The 17704-nt window shown below is 69.1% G+C and carries 17 protein-coding genes, 1 tRNA gene and 1 pseudogene; 8 read left to right on the forward strand and 11 right to left on the reverse strand.

Translation table 11 applies throughout. The features are described from left to right. Positions 1-11: 11 nt before the first annotated feature. From WMK75_RS02930 to WMK75_RS02940, 3 genes are all read right to left on the reverse strand, one after another. A complete protein-coding gene (locus tag WMK75_RS02930) occupies positions 12-2165 on the reverse strand; it encodes a TonB-dependent hemoglobin/transferrin/lactoferrin family receptor (RefSeq protein WP_347266159.1) in 2154 nt (717 codons plus the stop codon). Positions 2166-2554: 389 nt separating this feature from the next. Continuing rightward, the gene (locus WMK75_RS02935) at positions 2555-2860 is read right to left on the reverse strand and encodes a PepSY domain-containing protein (protein WP_347266160.1); all 306 of its coding nucleotides are present in this window, start codon (positions 2858-2860) and stop codon (positions 2555-2557) included. Between the two features lie 122 nt (positions 2861-2982). Then, a complete protein-coding gene (locus WMK75_RS02940) occupies positions 2983-3261 on the reverse strand; it encodes a PepSY domain-containing protein (RefSeq protein WP_347266161.1) in 279 nt (92 codons plus the stop codon). A gap of 132 nt (positions 3262-3393) precedes the next feature. On the opposite strand from WMK75_RS02940, the gene WMK75_RS02945 reads away from it, so the two are divergent. The 3 genes from WMK75_RS02945 to WMK75_RS02955 all read left to right on the forward strand — a co-directional run bounded on the left by WMK75_RS02945 (position 3394) and on the right by WMK75_RS02955 (position 7441). Then, positions 3394-4056 (forward strand): response regulator transcription factor, encoded by a 663-nt coding sequence (locus WMK75_RS02945; RefSeq protein ID WP_347266162.1) that lies wholly within the window; start codon positions 3394-3396, stop codon positions 4054-4056. Continuing rightward, positions 4053-5399: an ATP-binding protein gene (locus WMK75_RS02950; protein ID WP_347266163.1), complete on the forward strand. Its 1347-nt coding sequence runs from the start codon at positions 4053-4055 to the stop codon at positions 5397-5399. Before WMK75_RS02945 ends, WMK75_RS02950 begins: the two co-directional genes overlap by 4 nt. A gap of 284 nt (positions 5400-5683) precedes the next feature. Next, positions 5684-7441 carry an amidohydrolase gene (locus tag WMK75_RS02955; protein WP_347266164.1) on the forward strand — a complete coding sequence of 586 codons (1758 nt, stop codon included), beginning with the start codon at positions 5684-5686 and terminating at the stop codon, positions 7439-7441. Between the two features lie 222 nt (positions 7442-7663). Here WMK75_RS02955 and WMK75_RS02960 read toward each other — a convergent pair. The 4 genes from WMK75_RS02960 to pdxH all read right to left on the reverse strand — a co-directional run bounded on the left by WMK75_RS02960 (position 7664) and on the right by pdxH (position 9678). Then, a tRNA-Pro gene (locus WMK75_RS02960) sits at positions 7664-7740 on the reverse strand. A gap of 64 nt (positions 7741-7804) precedes the next feature. Then, the gene (locus WMK75_RS02965; protein WP_347266165.1) at positions 7805-8299 is read right to left on the reverse strand and encodes a DUF192 domain-containing protein; all 495 of its coding nucleotides are present in this window, start codon (positions 8297-8299) and stop codon (positions 7805-7807) included. After that, positions 8296-8889 carry a cold shock domain-containing protein gene (locus WMK75_RS02970; RefSeq protein ID WP_347266166.1) on the reverse strand — a complete coding sequence of 198 codons (594 nt, stop codon included), beginning with the start codon at positions 8887-8889 and terminating at the stop codon, positions 8296-8298. The genes WMK75_RS02965 and WMK75_RS02970 overlap by 4 nt, the downstream gene beginning before the upstream one ends. A 126-nt stretch (positions 8890-9015) precedes the next feature. Beyond that, the gene (gene pdxH / locus WMK75_RS02975) at positions 9016-9678 is read right to left on the reverse strand and encodes a pyridoxamine 5'-phosphate oxidase (RefSeq protein WP_347266167.1); all 663 of its coding nucleotides are present in this window, start codon (positions 9676-9678) and stop codon (positions 9016-9018) included. Between the two features lie 82 nt (positions 9679-9760). Between pdxH and fabI the strand changes: the two genes are divergently transcribed. The 5 genes from fabI to WMK75_RS03000 all read left to right on the forward strand — a co-directional run bounded on the left by fabI (position 9761) and on the right by WMK75_RS03000 (position 12725). Further along, on the forward strand, positions 9761-10588 hold the full coding sequence (fabI, locus tag WMK75_RS02980) for an enoyl-ACP reductase FabI (protein ID WP_347266168.1): 828 nt from the start codon (positions 9761-9763) through the stop codon (positions 10586-10588). A 9-nt stretch (positions 10589-10597) separates the two neighbouring features. Next, a complete protein-coding gene (locus WMK75_RS02985; protein WP_347266169.1) occupies positions 10598-11197 on the forward strand; it encodes a LysE family translocator in 600 nt (199 codons plus the stop codon). Between the two features lie 9 nt (positions 11198-11206). Then, a complete protein-coding gene (gpt, locus tag WMK75_RS02990; RefSeq protein ID WP_347266170.1) occupies positions 11207-11704 on the forward strand; it encodes a xanthine phosphoribosyltransferase in 498 nt (165 codons plus the stop codon). Then, complete coding sequence (locus tag WMK75_RS02995) at positions 11701-12183, forward strand: DUF2127 domain-containing protein (RefSeq protein ID WP_347266171.1); 483 nt, start codon at positions 11701-11703, stop codon at positions 12181-12183. Before gpt ends, WMK75_RS02995 begins: the two co-directional genes overlap by 4 nt. An 83-nt stretch (positions 12184-12266) precedes the next feature. Further along, entirely contained in the window at positions 12267-12725 is a 459-nt protein-coding gene (locus WMK75_RS03000; protein WP_347266172.1) for an SRPBCC family protein, read from the forward strand. A gap of 18 nt (positions 12726-12743) precedes the next feature. On the opposite strand, the gene trpE is transcribed toward WMK75_RS03000, so the two are convergent. The 4 genes and pseudogenes from trpE to WMK75_RS03020 form a co-directional block, all read right to left on the reverse strand. Further along, complete coding sequence (gene trpE / locus WMK75_RS03005; protein WP_347266173.1) at positions 12744-14243, reverse strand: anthranilate synthase component I; 1500 nt, start codon at positions 14241-14243, stop codon at positions 12744-12746. Further along, positions 14243-16162 (reverse strand): SurA N-terminal domain-containing protein, encoded by a 1920-nt coding sequence (locus WMK75_RS03010; RefSeq protein WP_347266174.1) that lies wholly within the window; start codon positions 16160-16162, stop codon positions 14243-14245. The genes trpE and WMK75_RS03010 overlap by 1 nt, the downstream gene beginning before the upstream one ends. A 100-nt stretch (positions 16163-16262) precedes the next feature. Continuing rightward, complete coding sequence (locus tag WMK75_RS03015; protein ID WP_347266175.1) at positions 16263-17438, reverse strand: aminotransferase; 1176 nt, start codon at positions 17436-17438, stop codon at positions 16263-16265. 8 nt (positions 17439-17446) lie between these two features. Then, a pseudogene (locus WMK75_RS03020) lies at positions 17447-17704 on the reverse strand (hypothetical protein); the annotation flags it as partial.

The raw sequence follows: 17704 nt of genomic DNA on the forward strand, positions 1-17704 counted from the left end.
ACCCGCACCGCTCAGAACCGGTAATCGAGCGAGGCGGTGAACACGCGGCCCGCGCCGGTCTGCAGCTCGATCGGGTTCGCGGCCGCCACCGCATCCGAGGCCGTGCGGTCGTAATCCGCCGCCGAGGCCTCGAAATAGCGCCGGTCGAACAGGTTGGTGACCCCGAGGTTCAGCACGGCATTCTCCGCAAATTCCCAGCGGGCGAAGGCGTCGATCACGCCATAGCCCGAGGGCCGGAAATTGCTGTCCGATTCGACGTATTTCACCCGCGAGGCAAAGCGGCCGCTGACATCCAGCGTCAGCCCCGGTTGCGGCGTGTCCCAACTGGCCCCCAAGACGGCGGTCAGCGGCGGCAGCGTGGCCGGCGTCTTGTCCGCGTCCGGATCGGCACGCTGGCTGCCCTTCTGCCAGGCCAGCGAGCCGGTCAGGCGCAACCTGTCGCTGACCTCATAGGCGCCTTCCAGTTCCAGCCCCCAGATATGGCGTTCGGACAGGTTGCGGTAGGTATAGATCGAGGTGCCGGGCAGGTTGTAGAGGCTCTGGATGAAATCGTCGTAATCGGCGCTGAACAGGGTCGCGCTGACATGGCCGCGCGCGGTCTGCCGGCGCAGGCCCAGTTCGATGCTTTTCACCGATTCCGGTTTCAGGTCCGGGGCCGGGATCAGGTCGAAGAACGCGCCGGGCACCGAGGTGTAAAGCTGCTGGGCGGTGGGCATCTTGAAACCCTCGCCGTAACGGCCCCAGACCTGCCAGCCCTCGCCAAAACGATAGAGAAGGCCGAGACTTTTCAGCAGCGCGTCGTCCTTGCGCAGCCGCGGTTCGGACCCCGGCACCGCCTGATAATCGGCATTCGGGCGCGGGGTGATGCGATAGGTGGCGAAACGCAGCCCCGGGGTGATCTCCAGCGCGCCATCGAGCAGCGTGATGCGGTCCTGCACATAGACATCGGCGCGCCGGATATCGGCATCGGCAAAGTTGAAACCGCCGGCGCGGGTCTCGGTCACGGTGCCGGCGGTCAGGTCGCGGGCCAGGTCGCGGCGGGCGTAATCGATGCTGGTGCGGTCGCCGTCAAAGCCCCAGGTCACCAGATGTGCCGCCCCTGCGGTCTCAAAACGCGAGGTCGCCTGGATGTCCAGTTCCAGAAAATCCTCGTCATAATCCAGATAGTCGCGGGTCACCACCTGATGCCCGGCGGCCGAGGTGGCCCATTTCTCGCCCGAGCGCGCATAGCCGTTGGGCACATGGGCCAGCGTCGTGCGCAACTCGTCGATGAAGCGGCCATCCGGCGTCCAGACATGCTCGATCGCGAAGCGGCTGCGATGCAGGTCCAGCTGGCGGTCATAGCGATGGATCACCTCGCCCGTGGGCGCGCCGGTCAGCAGCGAATGGACCGGGCCGAGGACATGGTCATAGGCCACCTCGGTCTTGCGGTCGAGGCGGTCGAAAGAAAACGCCAGCCGGTGGCTGTTGCCCGGATCCCAGACCGCCTTGGCCAGCAGGCGCGTGGCGTCGATGTTCATCGGGTTCAGCCTGCCGCAGGGCGTGGCGCCCAGATCGACATTGCGCGGACAGCCATAGATGCCGCCATCGTCGCGGGCATTCGGCAGTTCGGCCTCATGCGCAGCGCTGCGTGCGGCGCCCAGCATCACCGACCAGTCGCCCAGCCGCTGCGCGAAGGCGGCCGAGACGCTGGTGCCGCGGTTCTGGCTGTCATGCCCCATGCGGCCCATGCCGCCGAAATCGCGGCCCTCCAGCAGGTCCTCGGGGTCGATGGTCCTGACCGCGACGACACCGCCCAGCGCGTCCGCCCCCCACAGCGTCGAGGCCGGCCCCTTGGCGATCTCGACCTGCCGGATAAAACTGAAATCCAGATAGTCGCGGGTGCCGTCCTGGATGCCCTCGGCCACGCGCGAGCCATCGACCAGCATCTGCACCCGGTTGCCGCCGACGCCGCGAATGATAAAGCCGCCGAAGGTGCCGAACGGATCCGTCGAGGTGGTCTGGCGCGCGACGCTGACGCCGGGCGCATAGCGCACCAGCTTCTTCATGTCGTCCAGCCCGCGGGCTTTCAGCGTCTTGCCGTCGATCACCGTGACCGAGGCCGCGACCTCATGCGGGTCGGTGCCCTGACGGTCGGCGATCAGGGTGATGCTGTCCAGACGCATGGCCGCAGCCTGCGCCGGCGGCTCCTGCGCCCCAGCGGGCACTGCCGCCAGCGCCGTCGCCGCGGCCGTAGCCGCGCGCAAGATTTCGCAGGTGTCGGGGATGTGACGCACCGTTCCAGACCTTTCCAGTTAGCCACTGCTTGCATGCTGGCTGACGGGCGCTGGCATCGGGTGAAATCGAAGCGATCCTTCCAATTTCCGATAAAAAGAGTCAAGCTAATAAATTCCAGCGTCCGTGCGGGCGCGAAGCGGGTGTTCGCGGACTCCGCACAGACGAAAGCGGCGGCCGGGCCAGAACACAGGCGGGTGACCGCGCTCCCGGCGATCGGGCACTTGCGCCGGCTGGGCCGCCCGGGTTCCCCCGCCGCCCTGGCCGGCGCTGTCCCGGCCTAGTTCGCGGGCTTTGCCGGGGCGCCCTGGTCGGCGAAATGCTTGATCCTGGCCTTGACCACCTCAAGCGTGGCGGGATCGACCTTCGCCTTCAGGGCATTGCCGCCAGCATCGGTCACCCGTAGCTCATAGCAGCCGTCGTCGATCTCCATCCAGTTGATGGTCCAGCCAAGGTCATTGGCCAGTTGCGTCACCGCTTCCCAGGACTGCCTCTGGTCGGCGGGCACATTGCAATCATTGTCGGCCAGGGCGGCGGTTGCCGGCAGGGCGACGGCCAGGGCAAGGGCTGCAAACAGGTTTCTCATGGGTTCCACTCCGAGACATGGTTGTCGATGGAGAGAACCTGCGCCCCCAGGCTGACGCGGTGCTGAAAGCCCGGCAGAAATTCCGTCAGCTTGCTGTCAGGTCCGGCTGGCGCGCGGCGGCATCAGTCGCGGAAACGGATGCGCATCTCGATCAGTTCCAGCGTCGCCGGATCGACGGTGACGGTGATGGCGTGATCCTCGGCATCCCTGCCCCGGATCTCGTAGCAGCCGTCATCGACCTTGATGCGGGCGACCGTCCAGCCGCGGGATCTGGCCAGCTCCTGCACCGCCGCGCGCGGCTGCCAGCGCTCCATGGGCACGTCGCAGTCGTGATCCGCCCATGCCGCCGCCGGGGCGGCAAGGGCAAGCAGCAGCGCTGCAACGCCCGGATGCTTTGTCATGTCGCTGGTCCTTGCCTGCTGTTCGGCGCTGCCGGCGATGATAGTCTGCCGCAGACGGAATGCCAAAGGCGTTCGACACCCGCCCTTCGGGCCCGGGTGCCGCCAGCGGCGCAAGGCGGGGGGCGGGCCGGCATGAGAATCCTTCTGGTGGAAGACGACACCATCCTTGGCGCCGCCGTGCGCGACCACCTGACCGCCGAGGGCCACTCGGCGGACTGGGTGACGCGCCTTGACGCGGCCGCGGATCACCTGGCCAGCGCCGTCTATGACCTGCTGCTGCTGGATCTGATGCTGCCCGACGGCCGCGGCGTGGTGTTTCTGCGCGAGTTGCGCCGCCAGGGCAGCGTCACGCCGGTCATCATCCTGACGGCGCTGGACCAGATCTCGGACCGCATCGAGGGGCTGAACGCCGGCGCGGACGACTATCTCGCCAAGCCCTTCGACCTGGCCGAGCTTTCGGCGCGGCTGGGGGCGGTGGCGCGGCGCTACAGCGGCAATCCCAATCCGCTGCTTCAAATCGGCGGGCTCGAGATCGACCTCGCCGCGCGCCTGGTGCTGCGCGCGGGCCGGCAGGTCGATCTGACGGCGCGGGAATGGGCGCTATTCGAGGCCTTCGTGCAGCACCCCGGGCAGATCCTGTCCCGGGCCCAGCTCGAGGAACGGCTCTATGCCTTCGGCGCCGAAGTCGAAAGCAACACCATCGAGGTCCATGTCAGCCGCATGCGCAAGAAGCTGGGCGCCGGCATCGTCGATACTGTGCGCGGCATCGGCTATCGCCTGGGCGGCGGCGCGTGAACTGGCCGCGCAGCCTGCAGGGGCGGCTGTCGCTGTGGCTGGGGCTGGGGCTGACCCTGCTCTGGGCAGTGGCCGCGGCCACGACCGCCGAACGCCTGCGCCAGGAGATGGACCTGATCCTTGACGGCACGCTCGAGGAGGCAGCGCAGCGCCTGCTGCCGCTGGCGGTGCATGACATCATCGACCGCGACAGCGACGACGAGGCCGTGCAAAGCATCGCGGCGCTGCGCGAGCATCAGGACTATTTCCTCTATCTGGTGCGCGACGAGACCGGCAAGGTGCTGCTGCGGTCGCGCAAGGCGGATCCGGCGCTGTTTCCGCCCTTTGCCGGCATCGGCTTTTCCGACACGCCCACGCATCGCATCTATGCCGATTCGGCGCTGAACGGCACCATCACCATCGCCGTGGCCGAGCCGCTGGCGCATCGGCGCGACATGGCCCGGACGCTACTATGGGTGCTGGCGCTGCCGCTGGGGCTGGTGCTGCCGGTCAGCCTGCTGGGAGTCTGGGGCGCGGTGCGCCTGTCGATGCGGCCGCTGCGGCGCTTTCGCGACGGCATCGAGGCGCGCGGCGCGGGCGACCTGACGCCGATCCCGACGGGCAACCTGCCCTCCGAGATCCAGCCCGGCGCCCATGCGGTGAACCGGCTGCTGCAGCGACTTCGGCGCACGCTTGAGGCCGAGCGCAGCTTCACCGCCAATGCCGCGCATGAACTGCGCACTCCGGTGGCGGCGGCGCTGGCACAGACGCAAAGGCTGATCGCCGAGACCGGCGACGAGACCGGCGACGGGGCCAGCCGCGAACGCGCCCGCAAGATCGAGACCGCGCTGCGCCGCCTGTCGCGGCTGTCGGAAAAGCTGATGCAGCTGGCGCGGGCTGAAGGCGGCCTGCTGCAGGCCGAGCAGCCGACCGATCTGGCGGTGATCCTGCGCATGCTGGCCCGCGACATGGGCGGATCCGGGGCCGGGCGCATCGCGCTTGCCCTGCCGCCGGGGGCGGTGGCGTCGCGCATCGACCCCGACGCCTTCGCCATCCTAGCCCGCAACCTGATCGAGAACGCCCTCCGGCACGGCCCGCCGCAGCAGCCGGTGCGCGTGACGCTGTCGGCCGATGGCCTGCTCAGCGTCGCCAATGGCGGCCCCGCCCTGCCCGCCGAGGTGCTTGCGCGGCTGGGCCAGCCCTTTCAGCGCGGACGCAGCCAGGCCGAGGGCACCGGCCTTGGCCTCGCCATCGCCAGGGCCATCGCCAACGGCACCGGCGGCCGGCTTGAACTCTTCTCGCCGATCCCCGGCCAGAAGGAGGGTTTCGAGGCGCGGTTCCTGGCCGCCACACCGCTCGCCTGAACCCCGACCGTCGCCGGCGCCATTCGCTGTCACGCTAGCGCGGCCGATCCGGCCGAGACCCAGCGCGGGCCGGGCTCGACGGTCTTGCCGACATTTGCCTGCCCGGCACATGGATGCGGCCAAAGGCGTCCGCCCCGTCGCCTGGCCCCGGAACTGGTGCTATGCGCCCATCACTCCCGCTGCTACCCTCCCTATGGGAGAGATCCGGCAAGGATCACTCTCGCGCTGGTAGCCATGCCGGGTCGGGGCAGCTGTGGCCTGCCCGGCAATCGGGGGAGACAGACATGCAGAAACGACCTCTCGCCATTCTGGCCGGCTGCGCGGTTCCCGCGCTGATGGTGCTGGCCGGGCCCGCCCTTGCCGGCGCCGACAGGATCTGGTTCGGCGGCGACATCGTGACCATGGATCACGCCAACCTCTTCGTCGAGGCCGTCGCGATCGAGGAGGGCCGCATCATCGGCGTCGGGCGTCTCGCCGATATCGAGGCGCTGGCGGATGCAGAAACCGAGCGCATCGACCTGCAGGGGCGCACCATGCTGCCCGGCTTCATCGACCCGCACAGCCATTTCCTCTGGGCGGGCACGACCTCGCTTTACGAGGTGAACCTGAACTCGCCGCCTCTGGGCGGGGTCACGGACATGGACGGGCTGGTGGCGCGGCTGTCGGAATGGGCCGAGGCCAACCCGGATGCCCCGGCCATCGTCGGCAACAGCTATGACGACACCTTGCTGGCCGAGATGCGCCACCCGACGCGCGCCGACCTCGACCGGGTCAGCACGACGCGGCCGGTCATCATCACCCATATCTCGGGGCATGTGCGGGCGGTGAACTCGGCCGCGCTGGCGGCGGCGGGTATTGATGCGCAGACCGCGAACCCCGATGGCGGGCGCATCGGCAAGGACGGCGACGGGCAGCCGAACGGCGTGCTGGAGGGCGGCGCCAGCGCGCTTGTCACCGGCCTCCTGCCCAAGCAAAGCGAGGCGCAGCAGCTGGCGGCGGTGCGCGCCGCCTCGGAGATGTGGCTTGCGGCCGGCTTCACCACCGCCACCGACAATATCCGCGATCCGGCGGTCGTCGATCTCTATCTCAAGGCGCTGGAGAGTGGCGATCTGCGCCTGCGCCTCGAATACTGGCCGCGCACGCTGACCATCGAGGCGGCGCGCGCCTTTCCGGCTGTGCGCTCGGGAACCGATCTGACCGGCGGGCGCAACATGATCACCCAGGGGCCGATGAAGCTGGGCATCGACGGCTCTCCGCAAGGCTATACCGCGCATTTCACCGAGCCCTACACGACGCAGCGCCCGCAGGATGACGGCCAGTATCGCGGCTTTTCCTATTGGGACGACCGGGATGCGTTCTTCCGCTATGTCGCGCAACTGCATCGCGACGGCTGGCAGATGACCACGCATGCCAATGGCGATGCCGGCATCCAGGACGCCATCGACGCCTACGCGGCGGCGATGCGCGCCTATCCGCGCCCCGATGCGCGCCACACCATCCAGCACGCCCAGTTCACCCGGCCCGACCAGCTTGACCAGATGGCGGCGCTCGGCATCAATCCCAGCTTCTTCATCGGCCACACGTTCTATTGGGGCGACCGGCACCGCGACATCTTCTTCGGCCCCTCGCGCGCCAGCCAGATCAGCCCGATGAAGGCGGCGATGGACCGCGGGCTGATTGTCACCACCCATACCGACTCGCCCATCGTGCCCATCGACGGGATCCAGATGATCTGGTCCTCGGTCAACCGGATGACGACGGGCGGGCAGGTGCTGGGGCCGGATCTGCGCGTCACCCCGTTGCAGGCGCTGGAGGCGATCACCAGCAACGCCGCCTGGCAATATTTCCAGGAGGACCTCAAGGGCAGCATCACCCCCGGCAAGCTGGCGGATTTCGTGATCCTGTCGGACAACCCGCTGGCGGTCGGGTTCCTCGATCCGATGAAGCTGAAGGATATCAGGATCATGGAAACCATCGTCGGCGGCGAGTCGCGCTTTGTGGGCGAGACGGTCTCGATCGTGGCGCGCCATTTCGCGGACTGACCGCAGCCCGGCGGCGCCGAGGCAGCGGCGCCGCCGCCCTTCCGGCGCGAGAACGCGAAAGACCGCCATGTGCAGCGTTCTGTGCAGCCAGGAAGGCGTGCCTTTCCCCGCCGGGGGTCGGGTCGCGCGCGAAGGCGGCATCCGCCCTGCAAACCAGGGCCGAATCAGGCCGTCGCGGCGGCTGTCGCGAGCCGCGGGGATTTCCGGCTGCCATGCGGGTGCTGGTCGGGGCGAGAGGATTCGAACCTCCGGCCTACGGTACCCAAAACCGTCGCGCTACCAGGCTGCGCTACGCCCCGGACCTCGGGCTGTCTAGCCGCTGCGGCCGCGGGGGAAAAGCGAAATCTGCCGCCCCGCCCGGGATCAGTCGCAGGTCGCCAGCGCCGCGTCCTGCGGCAGGCGCGGATGCGCCAGCACCATGCCGGGCACGATGCCCAGCCGTGCCGCATCGCCCCCCGGCACCTCGAGCACCATCAGCCGCGCCGGATCGGCGTCACCGGGGGCGGCGCCGGGGATCGCGGTCTCGTCCAGGGGGCGCGCCATCGGATGGATATGCCGTACCTCGCCGCGCGCATCAACAAAGATCAGGTCGAGCGCGATCAGCGTATTGCGCATCCAGAAGCTGACCGGCTGCGGATGTTCATAGATGAACAGCATGCCGTGCCCGGGCGCAAGATCGCGGCGGTGCATCAGCCCAAGCGAGCGGGAATCGGGCGTGTCGGCGATCTCGACCGTGACCGCGACCGGGTGGCCGCGCCCGAAAAGCCGCGCCACATCGGGCTGGCAGGCGACCGCCAGCGCCGGGCCATGCGCCAGCAGCCACAGGCCCAGCGCCGCGCAAGCGGCCCCTGGACTCATACCTTGCCCGCGGCGAAGGGCAGCTTGTCGGGCAGGCCAATGCCGCCGGCACGGGACTGCTGCGCCTCGAGCGCGGCGCGTTCCCAGGACAGGATCTGCGCCGCCATCATGCCGCGCCGGCCCTCGACGATGCGCAGCGCGACCGCCTCGCCCACCGCCAGGTCGGAAAAGCCGGAATGGCGCAGCACCTCGATATGCAGGAACACATCGGCCTTCTCGGCAAAGATATTGGCAAAGCCAAAGCCCTTGGCCTTGTCGAACCACTTGACGCGGGCGGGCAGCAGCGGCAGGCGGGCCACCTCCTCGGGGGTGGCGGCGCAAAGGTCGGCAATGGCGGGCATGGGCTCGCTGACGGGCAGGCCGATCTCGACGATCTCGACCACCTGCACGCCGCGGGGGGTGTCCTGGACCATGGCCAGCACGCGCGCGCCCTCGGCGACCGAACCCTGGCCGAAATTGCGCAACACATTGGCATGCAGAAGGATGTCCGCGCCACCTTCCGGATCCGCGAGAAAGCCGAAACCCCTGCCGGCGTCGAACCATTTAACCAGGCCAGCGACCTTGCGCTGAAGCCCATCATCTTGCCGCATTCTCTTCTCGCCAGTTCATCCTCAGGCCCGTTTCCGGCCAGACCGGTTCACAGCCCATACACCGCAGGGTTGGGCAGGCCATTGCGGCAAGGCTGCCGCACAAGATGAAGAATTCCCGCGCGCGCATCAAGGAGAAAGACGACTGACCCTCCATGAACCTTGCGTAACCCCGGCTTCCGGGCCGGAAATCGCCCCGGTTTCCGGCTTCTGCCCGAATTTTCGCCACTGAAAGCGGTCGTGCAGCCGAAAGGCGCCGTCGGCCCAGAACTCGATCTGGACCGGGCGGATGCGGTAGCCGCCCCAATGCGGCGGGCGCGGTGGCTTCAATCCAAGGGCGATTCCCTGCCGCGCCACCTCGGCCATCAGCGCGCCGCGGCTTTCCAGCGGCCGGCTTTGCGCCGAGGCCCAGGCGCCGATGCGCGACTGCAGCGCGCGCGAGGCGTAATAGGCGTCGGCCTGCGCGTCCTCGACGCGGCTGACATGGCCGCGCACGCGGATCTGGCGGCGCAGGGTCTTCCAGTGCATGACGAAGGCGGCGGTGCCGGTGGCCTCGATCTGCCGGCCCTTGGCGCTGTCGAAATTCGTGTAGAAGACAAAGGCGCCGTCATCGGGCCCGCCCTCGATGTCCTTGAGCAGCACCATGCGCACATCGGGCAGGCCCGCGGCATCGACGGTGGCCAGGGCGATGGCATTGGGATCCTCGGTTTCGCGGCGCGCGGCCTCGGCCAGCCAGGCGCGGGCAATGGCAAACGGGTCGTCGCCGGCGAAAATTCCGCTTCTGTCGCTCATGGCCATGATTGCACCGACACTTGATGCCTCCCTGCAGTTGTCCTAATCCTGCCAGCATCGAAGAAGCGCGAGGGGCAGCATCATGTCAAGTGAAGCCGGTCTGGGGCTGATGAAGGGCCGTCGCGGCCTGATCATGGGTCTTGCCAATGACAAATCCATCGCCTGGGGCATCGCGAAGGCGCTGGCCGATCAGGGGGCCGAACTGGCCTTTTCCTATCAGGGCGAGACGCTGAAACGCCGGGTCGAGCCCTTGGCGGCGCAGGTCGGATCGGATCTGCTGGCGGAATGCGATGTTTCGGACGAGGCCTCGATCGACGCGCTGTTTGCCACGCTGGGGCAGCGCTGGGACAGCATCGATTTCATCGTCCATGCCATCGGGTTCTCCGACAAGGAGCAGCTGCGCGGGCGCTACGCCGACACCACGCGCGACAATTTCCTGATGACCATGGATATTTCCGTCTATTCCTTCACCGCAGTGGCGCGGCGGGCGGCGGCGATGATGCCCGATGGCGGCGCGATGATCACCATGACCTATTATGGCGCCGAGCGCGTGATGCCGCATTACAACGTCATGGGCGTGGCCAAGGCGGCGCTTGAGGCATCCGTGCGCTATCTGGCCGAGGATCTGGGCAAGGACGGCATCCGCGTCAACGCCATCTCGGCCGGGCCGATCAAGACGCTGGCCGCCTCGGGCATCGGCGATTTCCGCTATATCCTGAAATGGAACGAGCTGAACTCGCCCCTGCGGCGCAACGTGACCCAGGACGAGGTCGGCAAGGCGGCGCTTTACCTGCTGTCTGACCTTGGTTCGGGCGTGACCGGCGAGACGCATCACGTCGATTGCGGCTATCACCTTGTCGGCATGAAGGCCGTCGATGCCCCCGACATCGCCGCGGTGAAAAAGGACTGACCCGCCAGCATGAGCCCCGAGCAGGTCATCGCGCTTGTCTCGGCGCTGTCGCTGGCGATCCTGACCCCCGGCCCGGCGATCATCGCCACCATCCAGACCGCCCTTGCCCATGGCCGCGACCGCGCCCTGCCCTATGCCATGGGGCTGGCGGTGGCGGCCTCGCTGTGGTGCGTCTTTGCGCTCATGGGTCTCGCGATGCTGTTCAAGCTGATGCCGGGGCTGTTCGTGGCGCTGAAGATATTCGGCGGCTGCTATCTGCTGTGGTTCGCCCATGGCCTCTGGCGCGCCTCGACCCGGCCGCTGCCCGCGGCGGCCGAGGGCGCGCGCCGATTCTCGGGCGGCATGGCGCTGAACCTGTCCAACCCCAAGCCGGCGCTGTTCTATGCCGCGCTGATCCTGTCGGTCTTTCCCGAACCGATGCGCCCGGCAGAGCAGGCACTGGTCTATGGCATCTGCCTGGGGACCGAGGTGATCTGGTATGCGCTGGTCGCGGTTCTGATGTCGACAGCCGCCATGCGCTCGCGCTATTTTGCCGCCAGATTCTGGATCGACCGGACGGCGGCGGTGGCCATGGCGCTGCTGGGCCTCGCGCTGATCGTGAACCACTGAGGAGTGCCCATGAACGACCGCCTGCCCCATGAACGCGGCTTTCACATCAGTTGGGACCAGATCCACCGCGACGCGCGCGCGCTGGCCTGGCGCCTTGAGGACCGGCCCTGGCGCGCCATCCTCGCCATCACCCGTGGCGGGTTGGTGCCGGCGATGATCGTGGCGCGCGAACTGGATGTGCGGGTGATCGACACCATCTCGGTCAAGTCCTATCACGGCAAGGGCGGGCAGGAACGCGGCGGCGTGCAGGTGCTGAAGTCCCCCGACCCGGCGGTAATGCTCGACGGCGACGGCATCCTGGTCATCGACGATCTGGTGGATTCCGGCCGCACGCTGGAACATGTGCGCACCATGTATCCCAAGGCGCATTTCGCCACTGTCTATGCCAAGCCCCAGGGCCGGCCGATGGTCCAGACCTATGTGACCGAGGTCAGCCAGGACACCTGGATCTTCTTTCCCTGGGACATGGCGCTGCAATATGTCCAGCCCTATCGGGGCGAGGATTGAACCCAGGCCAGCCCCGGGCCGGCGCGCTGCACCGGCTGTTCGAATCCGGGCTGCTGCTGAAATCCGCCCTTGCCGCGCTTGAGGTCGCGGCCGGGCTGGGCCTGTGGCTGCTGCCACACCGGCTGGTGGCGGATTTCGCTGCCCGGCTGGCCCGAAACGATCTGGTCGAATCGCGCGAGGGGCCGGTCTTTGTCCGGCTGGACGCGGCACTGGGCGGGCTCAGCAGCGCCGGCCAGGATTTCTACGCCTTCTACCTGCTGGCGCATGGCACGGTGAAACTGGCGATCCTCGTGCTGCTGCTGCGCGGGGTGGGGTTCGCCTATCCGCTGGCGGTGGCGGTGTTTTCCGGCTTTGTCGCGCTGCAGATGCTGCGCTGGACGCAGACGCATTCACCGATGTTGCTGGCGCTTTCGGCGCTGGACGCGCTGGTGATCTGGCTGACGCTGCGCGAATGGCGGGAGGCGCCCCGCGCGGCCTGAGTTTGGCGCGCCGGGTTTGACCGGCATCGCCCATCGCCTGTATGCTGACCCTATTGCCCTGACACCCGCAACAGGAGGGGACCATGGCCAACACGGTCCATCTGCACCGCGTCATCGCCGCCGGTGCCGACAAGCTTTACCGCGCCTTCATCGAGGCGGATGCGATCGCCAGCTGGCTGCCGCCCTTCGGCTTCACCTGCACCGTCCACGAGATGGAACCGAAGGTGGGCGGCCATCACCGCATGTCGTTTCGCAATTTCACCACCGGCAAGACGCATGCATTCGGCGGCACCTATCTTGAACTCGTGCCCGGCCGCCGCCTGGTCTATACCGACCGTTTCGACGATCCGCACCTGCCGGGCGAGATGACCGTGACCGTCGATCTGGCGCCGGTCTCGCTGGGCACCGACCTGCGCATCGAACAACGCGGCATCCCCGAGCAGATCCCGCTCGAGGCCTGCCATCTGGGCTGGCAGGAATCGCTGCGCAAGCTCGCCCGGCTGGTCGAGCCCGAGATCCACGACTATGACGCCCGCGGCTGACGCCGGCGGCCCTCGCGCTCAGTTGCCGCGCACGAAACGCGCCGCTTCCTCGGCGGCGCGGCGCAGGGCGCGGCTCTTGTTCTCCGTCTCGGTGAACTCGGCCTCGGGGTCGCTGTCATAGACGATGCCGCCGCCGGCCTGGATATACAGCGTGCCGTCCTTGACCACGCCGGTGCGCAGCGCGATGCACATGTCCATCTCGCCGTTTGCGGCGAAATAGCCCACCCCGCCGGCATAGACGCCGCGCTTTTCCGGCTCGAGCTCGTCGATGATCTCCATCGCCCGGACCTTGGGCGCGCCGGACACGGTGCCGGCCGGCATGCCCGCCAGCAGCGCCGAAAGCGCATCCTCGCCCTCGCGCAACTCGCCCACCACATTCGAGACGATGTGCATGACATGGCTGTAGCGCTCGACGATGAAGCGCTCGGTCGGGTGCACGCTGCCGATCCGCGCCACCCGGCCCACGTCGTTGCGGCCCAGGTCCAGCAGCATCAGATGCTCGGCCAGCTCCTTCGGATCGGCCAGCAGGTCTGCCTCCAGCGCCCGGTCCTCCTCGGGGGTGGCACCGCGCGGGCGGGTGCCGGCGATGGGGCGGATCGTCACCTCGCCGCCGCGCAGCCGCACCAGGATCTCGGGCGAGGCGCCGACGATCTGGAAGCCGCCGAAGTTCAGGAAAAACATGAAGGGCGAGGGGTTGGTACGGCGCAGGCTGCGATACAGTGCAAAGGGCGGCAGCGGAAAGTCCATGGCCCAGCGCTGGCTGGGCACGACCTGAAAGATGTCGCCGGCGCGGATGTATTCCTTGGCGCGCTCGATCGCCGCCAGATAGGCGGGCTTGCTGAAATTGCTGCGCAGCTCGCCCACCTGCAGGTCATGGCCCAGCGCGCGCGGCTCGCTGGGCTGGCGGTCCAGCGAACGCAGCGCCTCCATCAGCCGTTCGGCGGTCTGGGCATAGGCGGCCCGCGCCGGCAGCCCGTCCTGGTGCCAGGCCGGGGCGCAAAGCGCCACCTCGCCCTTGACCCCGTCCAGCACCGCGACCACCGAGGGGCGCATCATCATCGCATCGGGCAGGCCCAGCGGATCGGGGTTCACATGCGGCAGGCGCTCGACCAGCCGGATCATGTCATAGCCCAGATAACCAAACAGCCCGGCCGCGCCCGCCGGCACCCCCTCGGGCATATCGATGCCCGATTCCGCGATCAGTGCGCGCAGGCTTTGCAGCGCCGGGCGCGCGTCCTCGGCGAATTCCTCGCTGTAGCGGGCGTTGCGGTTGATGCTGGCCCGGCCGTCCCGGCATTGCCAGATCAGGTCCGGCTTCATGCCGACAAAGGAATAGCGCCCGCGCAGCTCGCCCCCGGTGACGCTTTCCAGCATGAAGGAATTGGGCGCCGCCTCGGCCAGTTTCAGCATCAGGCTGACCGGCGTATCCAGGTCGGCGGCCAGGCGGATGGTCAGCAGCTGATTGCGGCCCGCGGCCCAGCCCTGCTCGAAATCCGGGAAAGCGGGGATGATCTCCATCACTGGACCTGCGCGTTCACCGCGTCCACCGCGGCCTGGTTCAGGGTCACGCCGCTCTGGCCCTGCAGGGCGCGGGCGAAATAGTCGAAGACATCCTGGCGCAGCGAATCGGCGAGGCGGCTCTCGATGCCGTCGCGCACCTGCCGGGCCTCGTCGCCCTCGCCGGCAGCGGGGTGGATGCGGTCAAGCGTGACCACAAAGACACGGTGATCGGCATCGACCACCGCGGCCTCGCCCGGCTCGGCGGTCTCGAAGGCGGCCAGGACGACATCCTGCGGCACGCCGGCGACAAAGCCGCCGCGCTCAAGCCCGGTCACGGCCTGGCCCGGCTCGGCGGCGGGCGCGGGCGCCGCGGTGCCACCGGGGGCCGGGGCGGCCGGCACGGCTGCCGTCGCCGCGTCCGGCTCGATGCCGGGCGCGGCGGCCGCCTCGGCCTGCAGCTTCATCTCCTCGGCCAGCGCCAGCAATTGCCGATGCGTCTCGTTCTGGGTCCAGTCCGCGGCCACGCGCTCGCGCACCTCGGCAAAGGGGATCAGCGCCGGCGCCACCACCTCATCGAGACGCAGCGCGAACACGCCGCCGTCGTCGAGCTGGAACAGCTCGGGGAAATCCTTCGCGGTCAGCTGCTGCGCGCGCTGGCGGAACTCGGGATAGGCGTCGATGCCGTTCGGATCGGCCTCGGCACTGGCCACCCAGTCGATCCTGCCCAGCGTCATGCCGCTGTCGTGGGCCAGATCCTCCAGCGTGGCGCCGCCGGCCAGCAGATCGGCGAATTCGCCCTGGCGGTCCTCGATCTGCCGGCGGGCGCGGTCCACCGCCGCCTCGACGCGCAGATCGTCGCGCGCCTGTTCAAAGCTCACGTCCACCGGCTCGAGAATGGCGTTCATCGCGAACAGCGCCGGCCCCAGATCGCTGCTGGCCGGCCCGGCGACGCCCGGCCCGGTCAGGGCAAAGACCGCGGCACCGGCGGCGCCCAGCTGTGCCTCGGTCACCTCGCCCAGATCGATGTCGGCCAGGGTCAGGCCGCGCTCGCCGGCCAGCTGCTCGAACGTCACCTCGCCGCGGTCGAGCCGCGCCTTCGCCTCCTCGGCGGCGGCCACGGTCGGGAACACCAGCCGCTCGACCATGCGCCGCTCGGGCTGGCGGAATTCGTCGATACGCTCCTCGTAAAGTTCGCGCAGCGCCTTCTCGTCCACCTCGACCTTGCCCTCAAGCATCTCGGGCGTCAGCCAGACATAGGTGATGCGCCGCGTCTCGGGCGCGGTAAAGCGGTCGGCATTGGCCTTGTGCCAGGCCTGCAGCGTCGCCTCGTCCGGAGTGGCGATCGGCGCGGCCAGATCGGCGGCAGTCACCTCGCGCCAGTGGATGTCGCGGGTCTCCATCAGCCAGCCCTGGGTCAGCGCGACCACCGGCTGCGGCGCCGTGACCGCTGCCAGCGCCGCCCCCTGCAGGATCGAGCGCGCCACATCCATGCGCAGGTCATGCTCGAACTCGGTCTCGCGCAGGCCCTCGCGACGCAGAGTGTCGGCATAGATGGCGCGGTCGAACCTGCCGTCCAGGCCGCGAAAGGCGGCGGCGCCGGTGATCTGCTCGCTCACCACCCGGTCGCCGACCGAGACGCCCAGCCGGTTGGCCTCGGCCTCAAGCGCGGCCCCGGTGACCAGGCGGGCCAGCGCGGCGCGATCGACGCCAATGGCCTTGGCCTCGGCCGGGGTCAGGGTCTTGCCGGTGCGGGCGGCAAAATCCTGCATCTCGGCCTGCAGGCTGCGGGAATAGTCGCGGGCCGAGATGCCGACCCCGCCTACCGCGCCGATATCGGCCGTGCCCCCCGAGAAATTGGTGACCCCGAAGCCGCCAAGCCCCAGAACCAGCATCCCCATCAGCACCCAGACGATGGTCGATTTGCCCTTGCCACGCATTCAGCCGCTGCCCTGTCGTTAGTTCTTTCGTATCCGGCCAGATCTTTAGGACGCCAAGGCCCCGCCGGCAAGTGTCGCGAACCGCGCCGCGCCGCCTGTCTCAGGGCCGGAAGGCCGCCAGTCGCCCGGCCAGCGCCGCGATCCCGTCCCGATCGACATTGGCGAAGGCGATGCGCAGATGCCGCGCGCCTTGCGCCTCGCCTTCGGGCATGAACATGCTGCCCGGCAGCAAGAGCACCCCGGCCTCGGCCACCAGCCGCCGCGCCAACTCGCCCGCGTCCAGGTCGAACGGATGCTCGACCCAGGCGAAATAGGCGCCGCAGCCCTTGACGCGCCAGCCCGGCAGCGCGGCCATGGCCTCGGCCATGGCCTGGCGGCGGGCAAGCATCTCGGCGCGCTCGCCGGCCAGCCAGTCGCCCAGATGCGCCATGCCCCAATGCGCGCCGATCTGGCCGATCTGGCTGGCGCAGATCGCCACGGTATCAAGGAACTTCTCCAGTTCGGCCATGCGCGCGGCGCTGGCGACCACCGCCCCGACCCGGTGCCCGGTCAGGCGATAGGCCTTCGAGAAGCTGTAGAGATGGATCAGCACCCCGCCCCAGTCGGAGTCGGCGAACAGGTCGTGCGGCGCGCCCACGCGCGCGTCGAAATCGCGATAGGTCTCGTCGAGGACCAGCGCCAGCCCGCGCGCCCGCGCCAGATCGCGAAAGCCGCGCAGCAGCTCGGCCGGATATTCCGCCCCCGAGGGGTTGTTGGGGCTGACCAGCACGATGGCCCGGGTGCGGTCATTGACCAGCCCTGCCGCTTCCTCGGGATCGGGCAGCATGCCCTGGCCGCAGACCAGCGGCACGGTGCGGATGCCCTGCATGTCCAGCCACATCTTGTGGTTGAAATACCAGGGCGCCGGCAGGATCACCTCGTCGCCGGGCCGCGCCAGGCTCTGGATCGCGGCGCAGAAGGCCTGGTTGCAGCCCTGGGTGATCGCCACCTCGGCGGGCGCGATGCTGCCGCCATAGGCGCGGCTCCAGGCGCGGGCCACGGCCTCGCGCAGTTCCGGCCGGCCCAGCACCGGGCCGTAAAGATGCGCGTCGGCCCGGGTCAGCAGCGCCTCGGCCATGGCGCGGCGCAGGGGTTCGGGCGGGGGCTCGACCGGGGCGGCCTGGCTGACATTGATGAGCGGCCTTTCGGGCGGAAAGCTGAGCCCGGCCAGCCAGCGCCGCGCCTCCATGACCGGAGGCGAGGTGGTGGCGGCAAGGTCGGGGTTCAGAGGCAGCATCCTGGGCCCTATTCAGTCAGGCGCAGGGCGCCGAAATCGGGTGGTATGGACAGGTCCGGCGCGGTTGCCGCGGCGGGTCGGGGCGCGGCCGCGGGCGCGCGGTCGGGCACGGGCTGGATCATCCGCAGCGGCTGCAACGCCAGAGCCGCGGCCCGGGGCGCCGGCCCCGGCAGGTCGGGGCGCTCGGGTCGGGGTAGCGTCAGGGCCGGCGCCGCCGGGGCCTCGGACGGGGCGCCGGGGCGCGCGGCGGCCGGGGCAGCGGCGGG

Source organism: Paracoccus sp. (in: a-proteobacteria) (genome assembly GCF_039808215.1).
Classification (GTDB): domain Bacteria; phylum Pseudomonadota; class Alphaproteobacteria; order Rhodobacterales; family Rhodobacteraceae; genus Paracoccus.

Coding starts and splice junctions, on each gene's coding strand:
- pdxH (WP_347266167.1), bottom strand. CDS start 9,678: ATGAGCGACAGAAGCGGAATTTTCGCCGGCGACGACCCGTTTGCCATT.
- gpt (WP_347266170.1), top strand. CDS start 11,207: ATGAACGACCGCCTGCCCCATGAACGCGGCTTTCACATCAGTTGGGAC.
- fabI (WP_347266168.1), top strand. CDS start 9,761: ATGTCAAGTGAAGCCGGTCTGGGGCTGATGAAGGGCCGTCGCGGCCTG.
- WMK75_RS03015 (WP_347266175.1), bottom strand. CDS start 17,438: ATGCTGCCTCTGAACCCCGACCTTGCCGCCACCACCTCGCCTCCGGTC.
- WMK75_RS02940 (WP_347266161.1), bottom strand. CDS start 3,261: ATGACAAAGCATCCGGGCGTTGCAGCGCTGCTGCTTGCCCTTGCCGCC.
- WMK75_RS03000 (WP_347266172.1), top strand. CDS start 12,267: ATGGCCAACACGGTCCATCTGCACCGCGTCATCGCCGCCGGTGCCGAC.
- WMK75_RS02955 (WP_347266164.1), top strand. CDS start 5,684: ATGCAGAAACGACCTCTCGCCATTCTGGCCGGCTGCGCGGTTCCCGCG.
- WMK75_RS03010 (WP_347266174.1), bottom strand. CDS start 16,162: ATGCGTGGCAAGGGCAAATCGACCATCGTCTGGGTGCTGATGGGGATG.
- WMK75_RS02935 (WP_347266160.1), bottom strand. CDS start 2,860: ATGAGAAACCTGTTTGCAGCCCTTGCCCTGGCCGTCGCCCTGCCGGCA.
- trpE (WP_347266173.1), bottom strand. CDS start 14,243: ATGGAGATCATCCCCGCTTTCCCGGATTTCGAGCAGGGCTGGGCCGCG.
- WMK75_RS02930 (WP_347266159.1), bottom strand. CDS start 2,165: ATGCGTCTGGACAGCATCACCCTGATCGCCGACCGTCAGGGCACCGAC.
- WMK75_RS02970 (WP_347266166.1), bottom strand. CDS start 8,889: ATGCGGCAAGATGATGGGCTTCAGCGCAAGGTCGCTGGCCTGGTTAAA.
- WMK75_RS02965 (WP_347266165.1), bottom strand. CDS start 8,299: ATGAGTCCAGGGGCCGCTTGCGCGGCGCTGGGCCTGTGGCTGCTGGCG.
- WMK75_RS02945 (WP_347266162.1), top strand. CDS start 3,394: ATGAGAATCCTTCTGGTGGAAGACGACACCATCCTTGGCGCCGCCGTG.
- WMK75_RS02985 (WP_347266169.1), top strand. CDS start 10,598: ATGAGCCCCGAGCAGGTCATCGCGCTTGTCTCGGCGCTGTCGCTGGCG.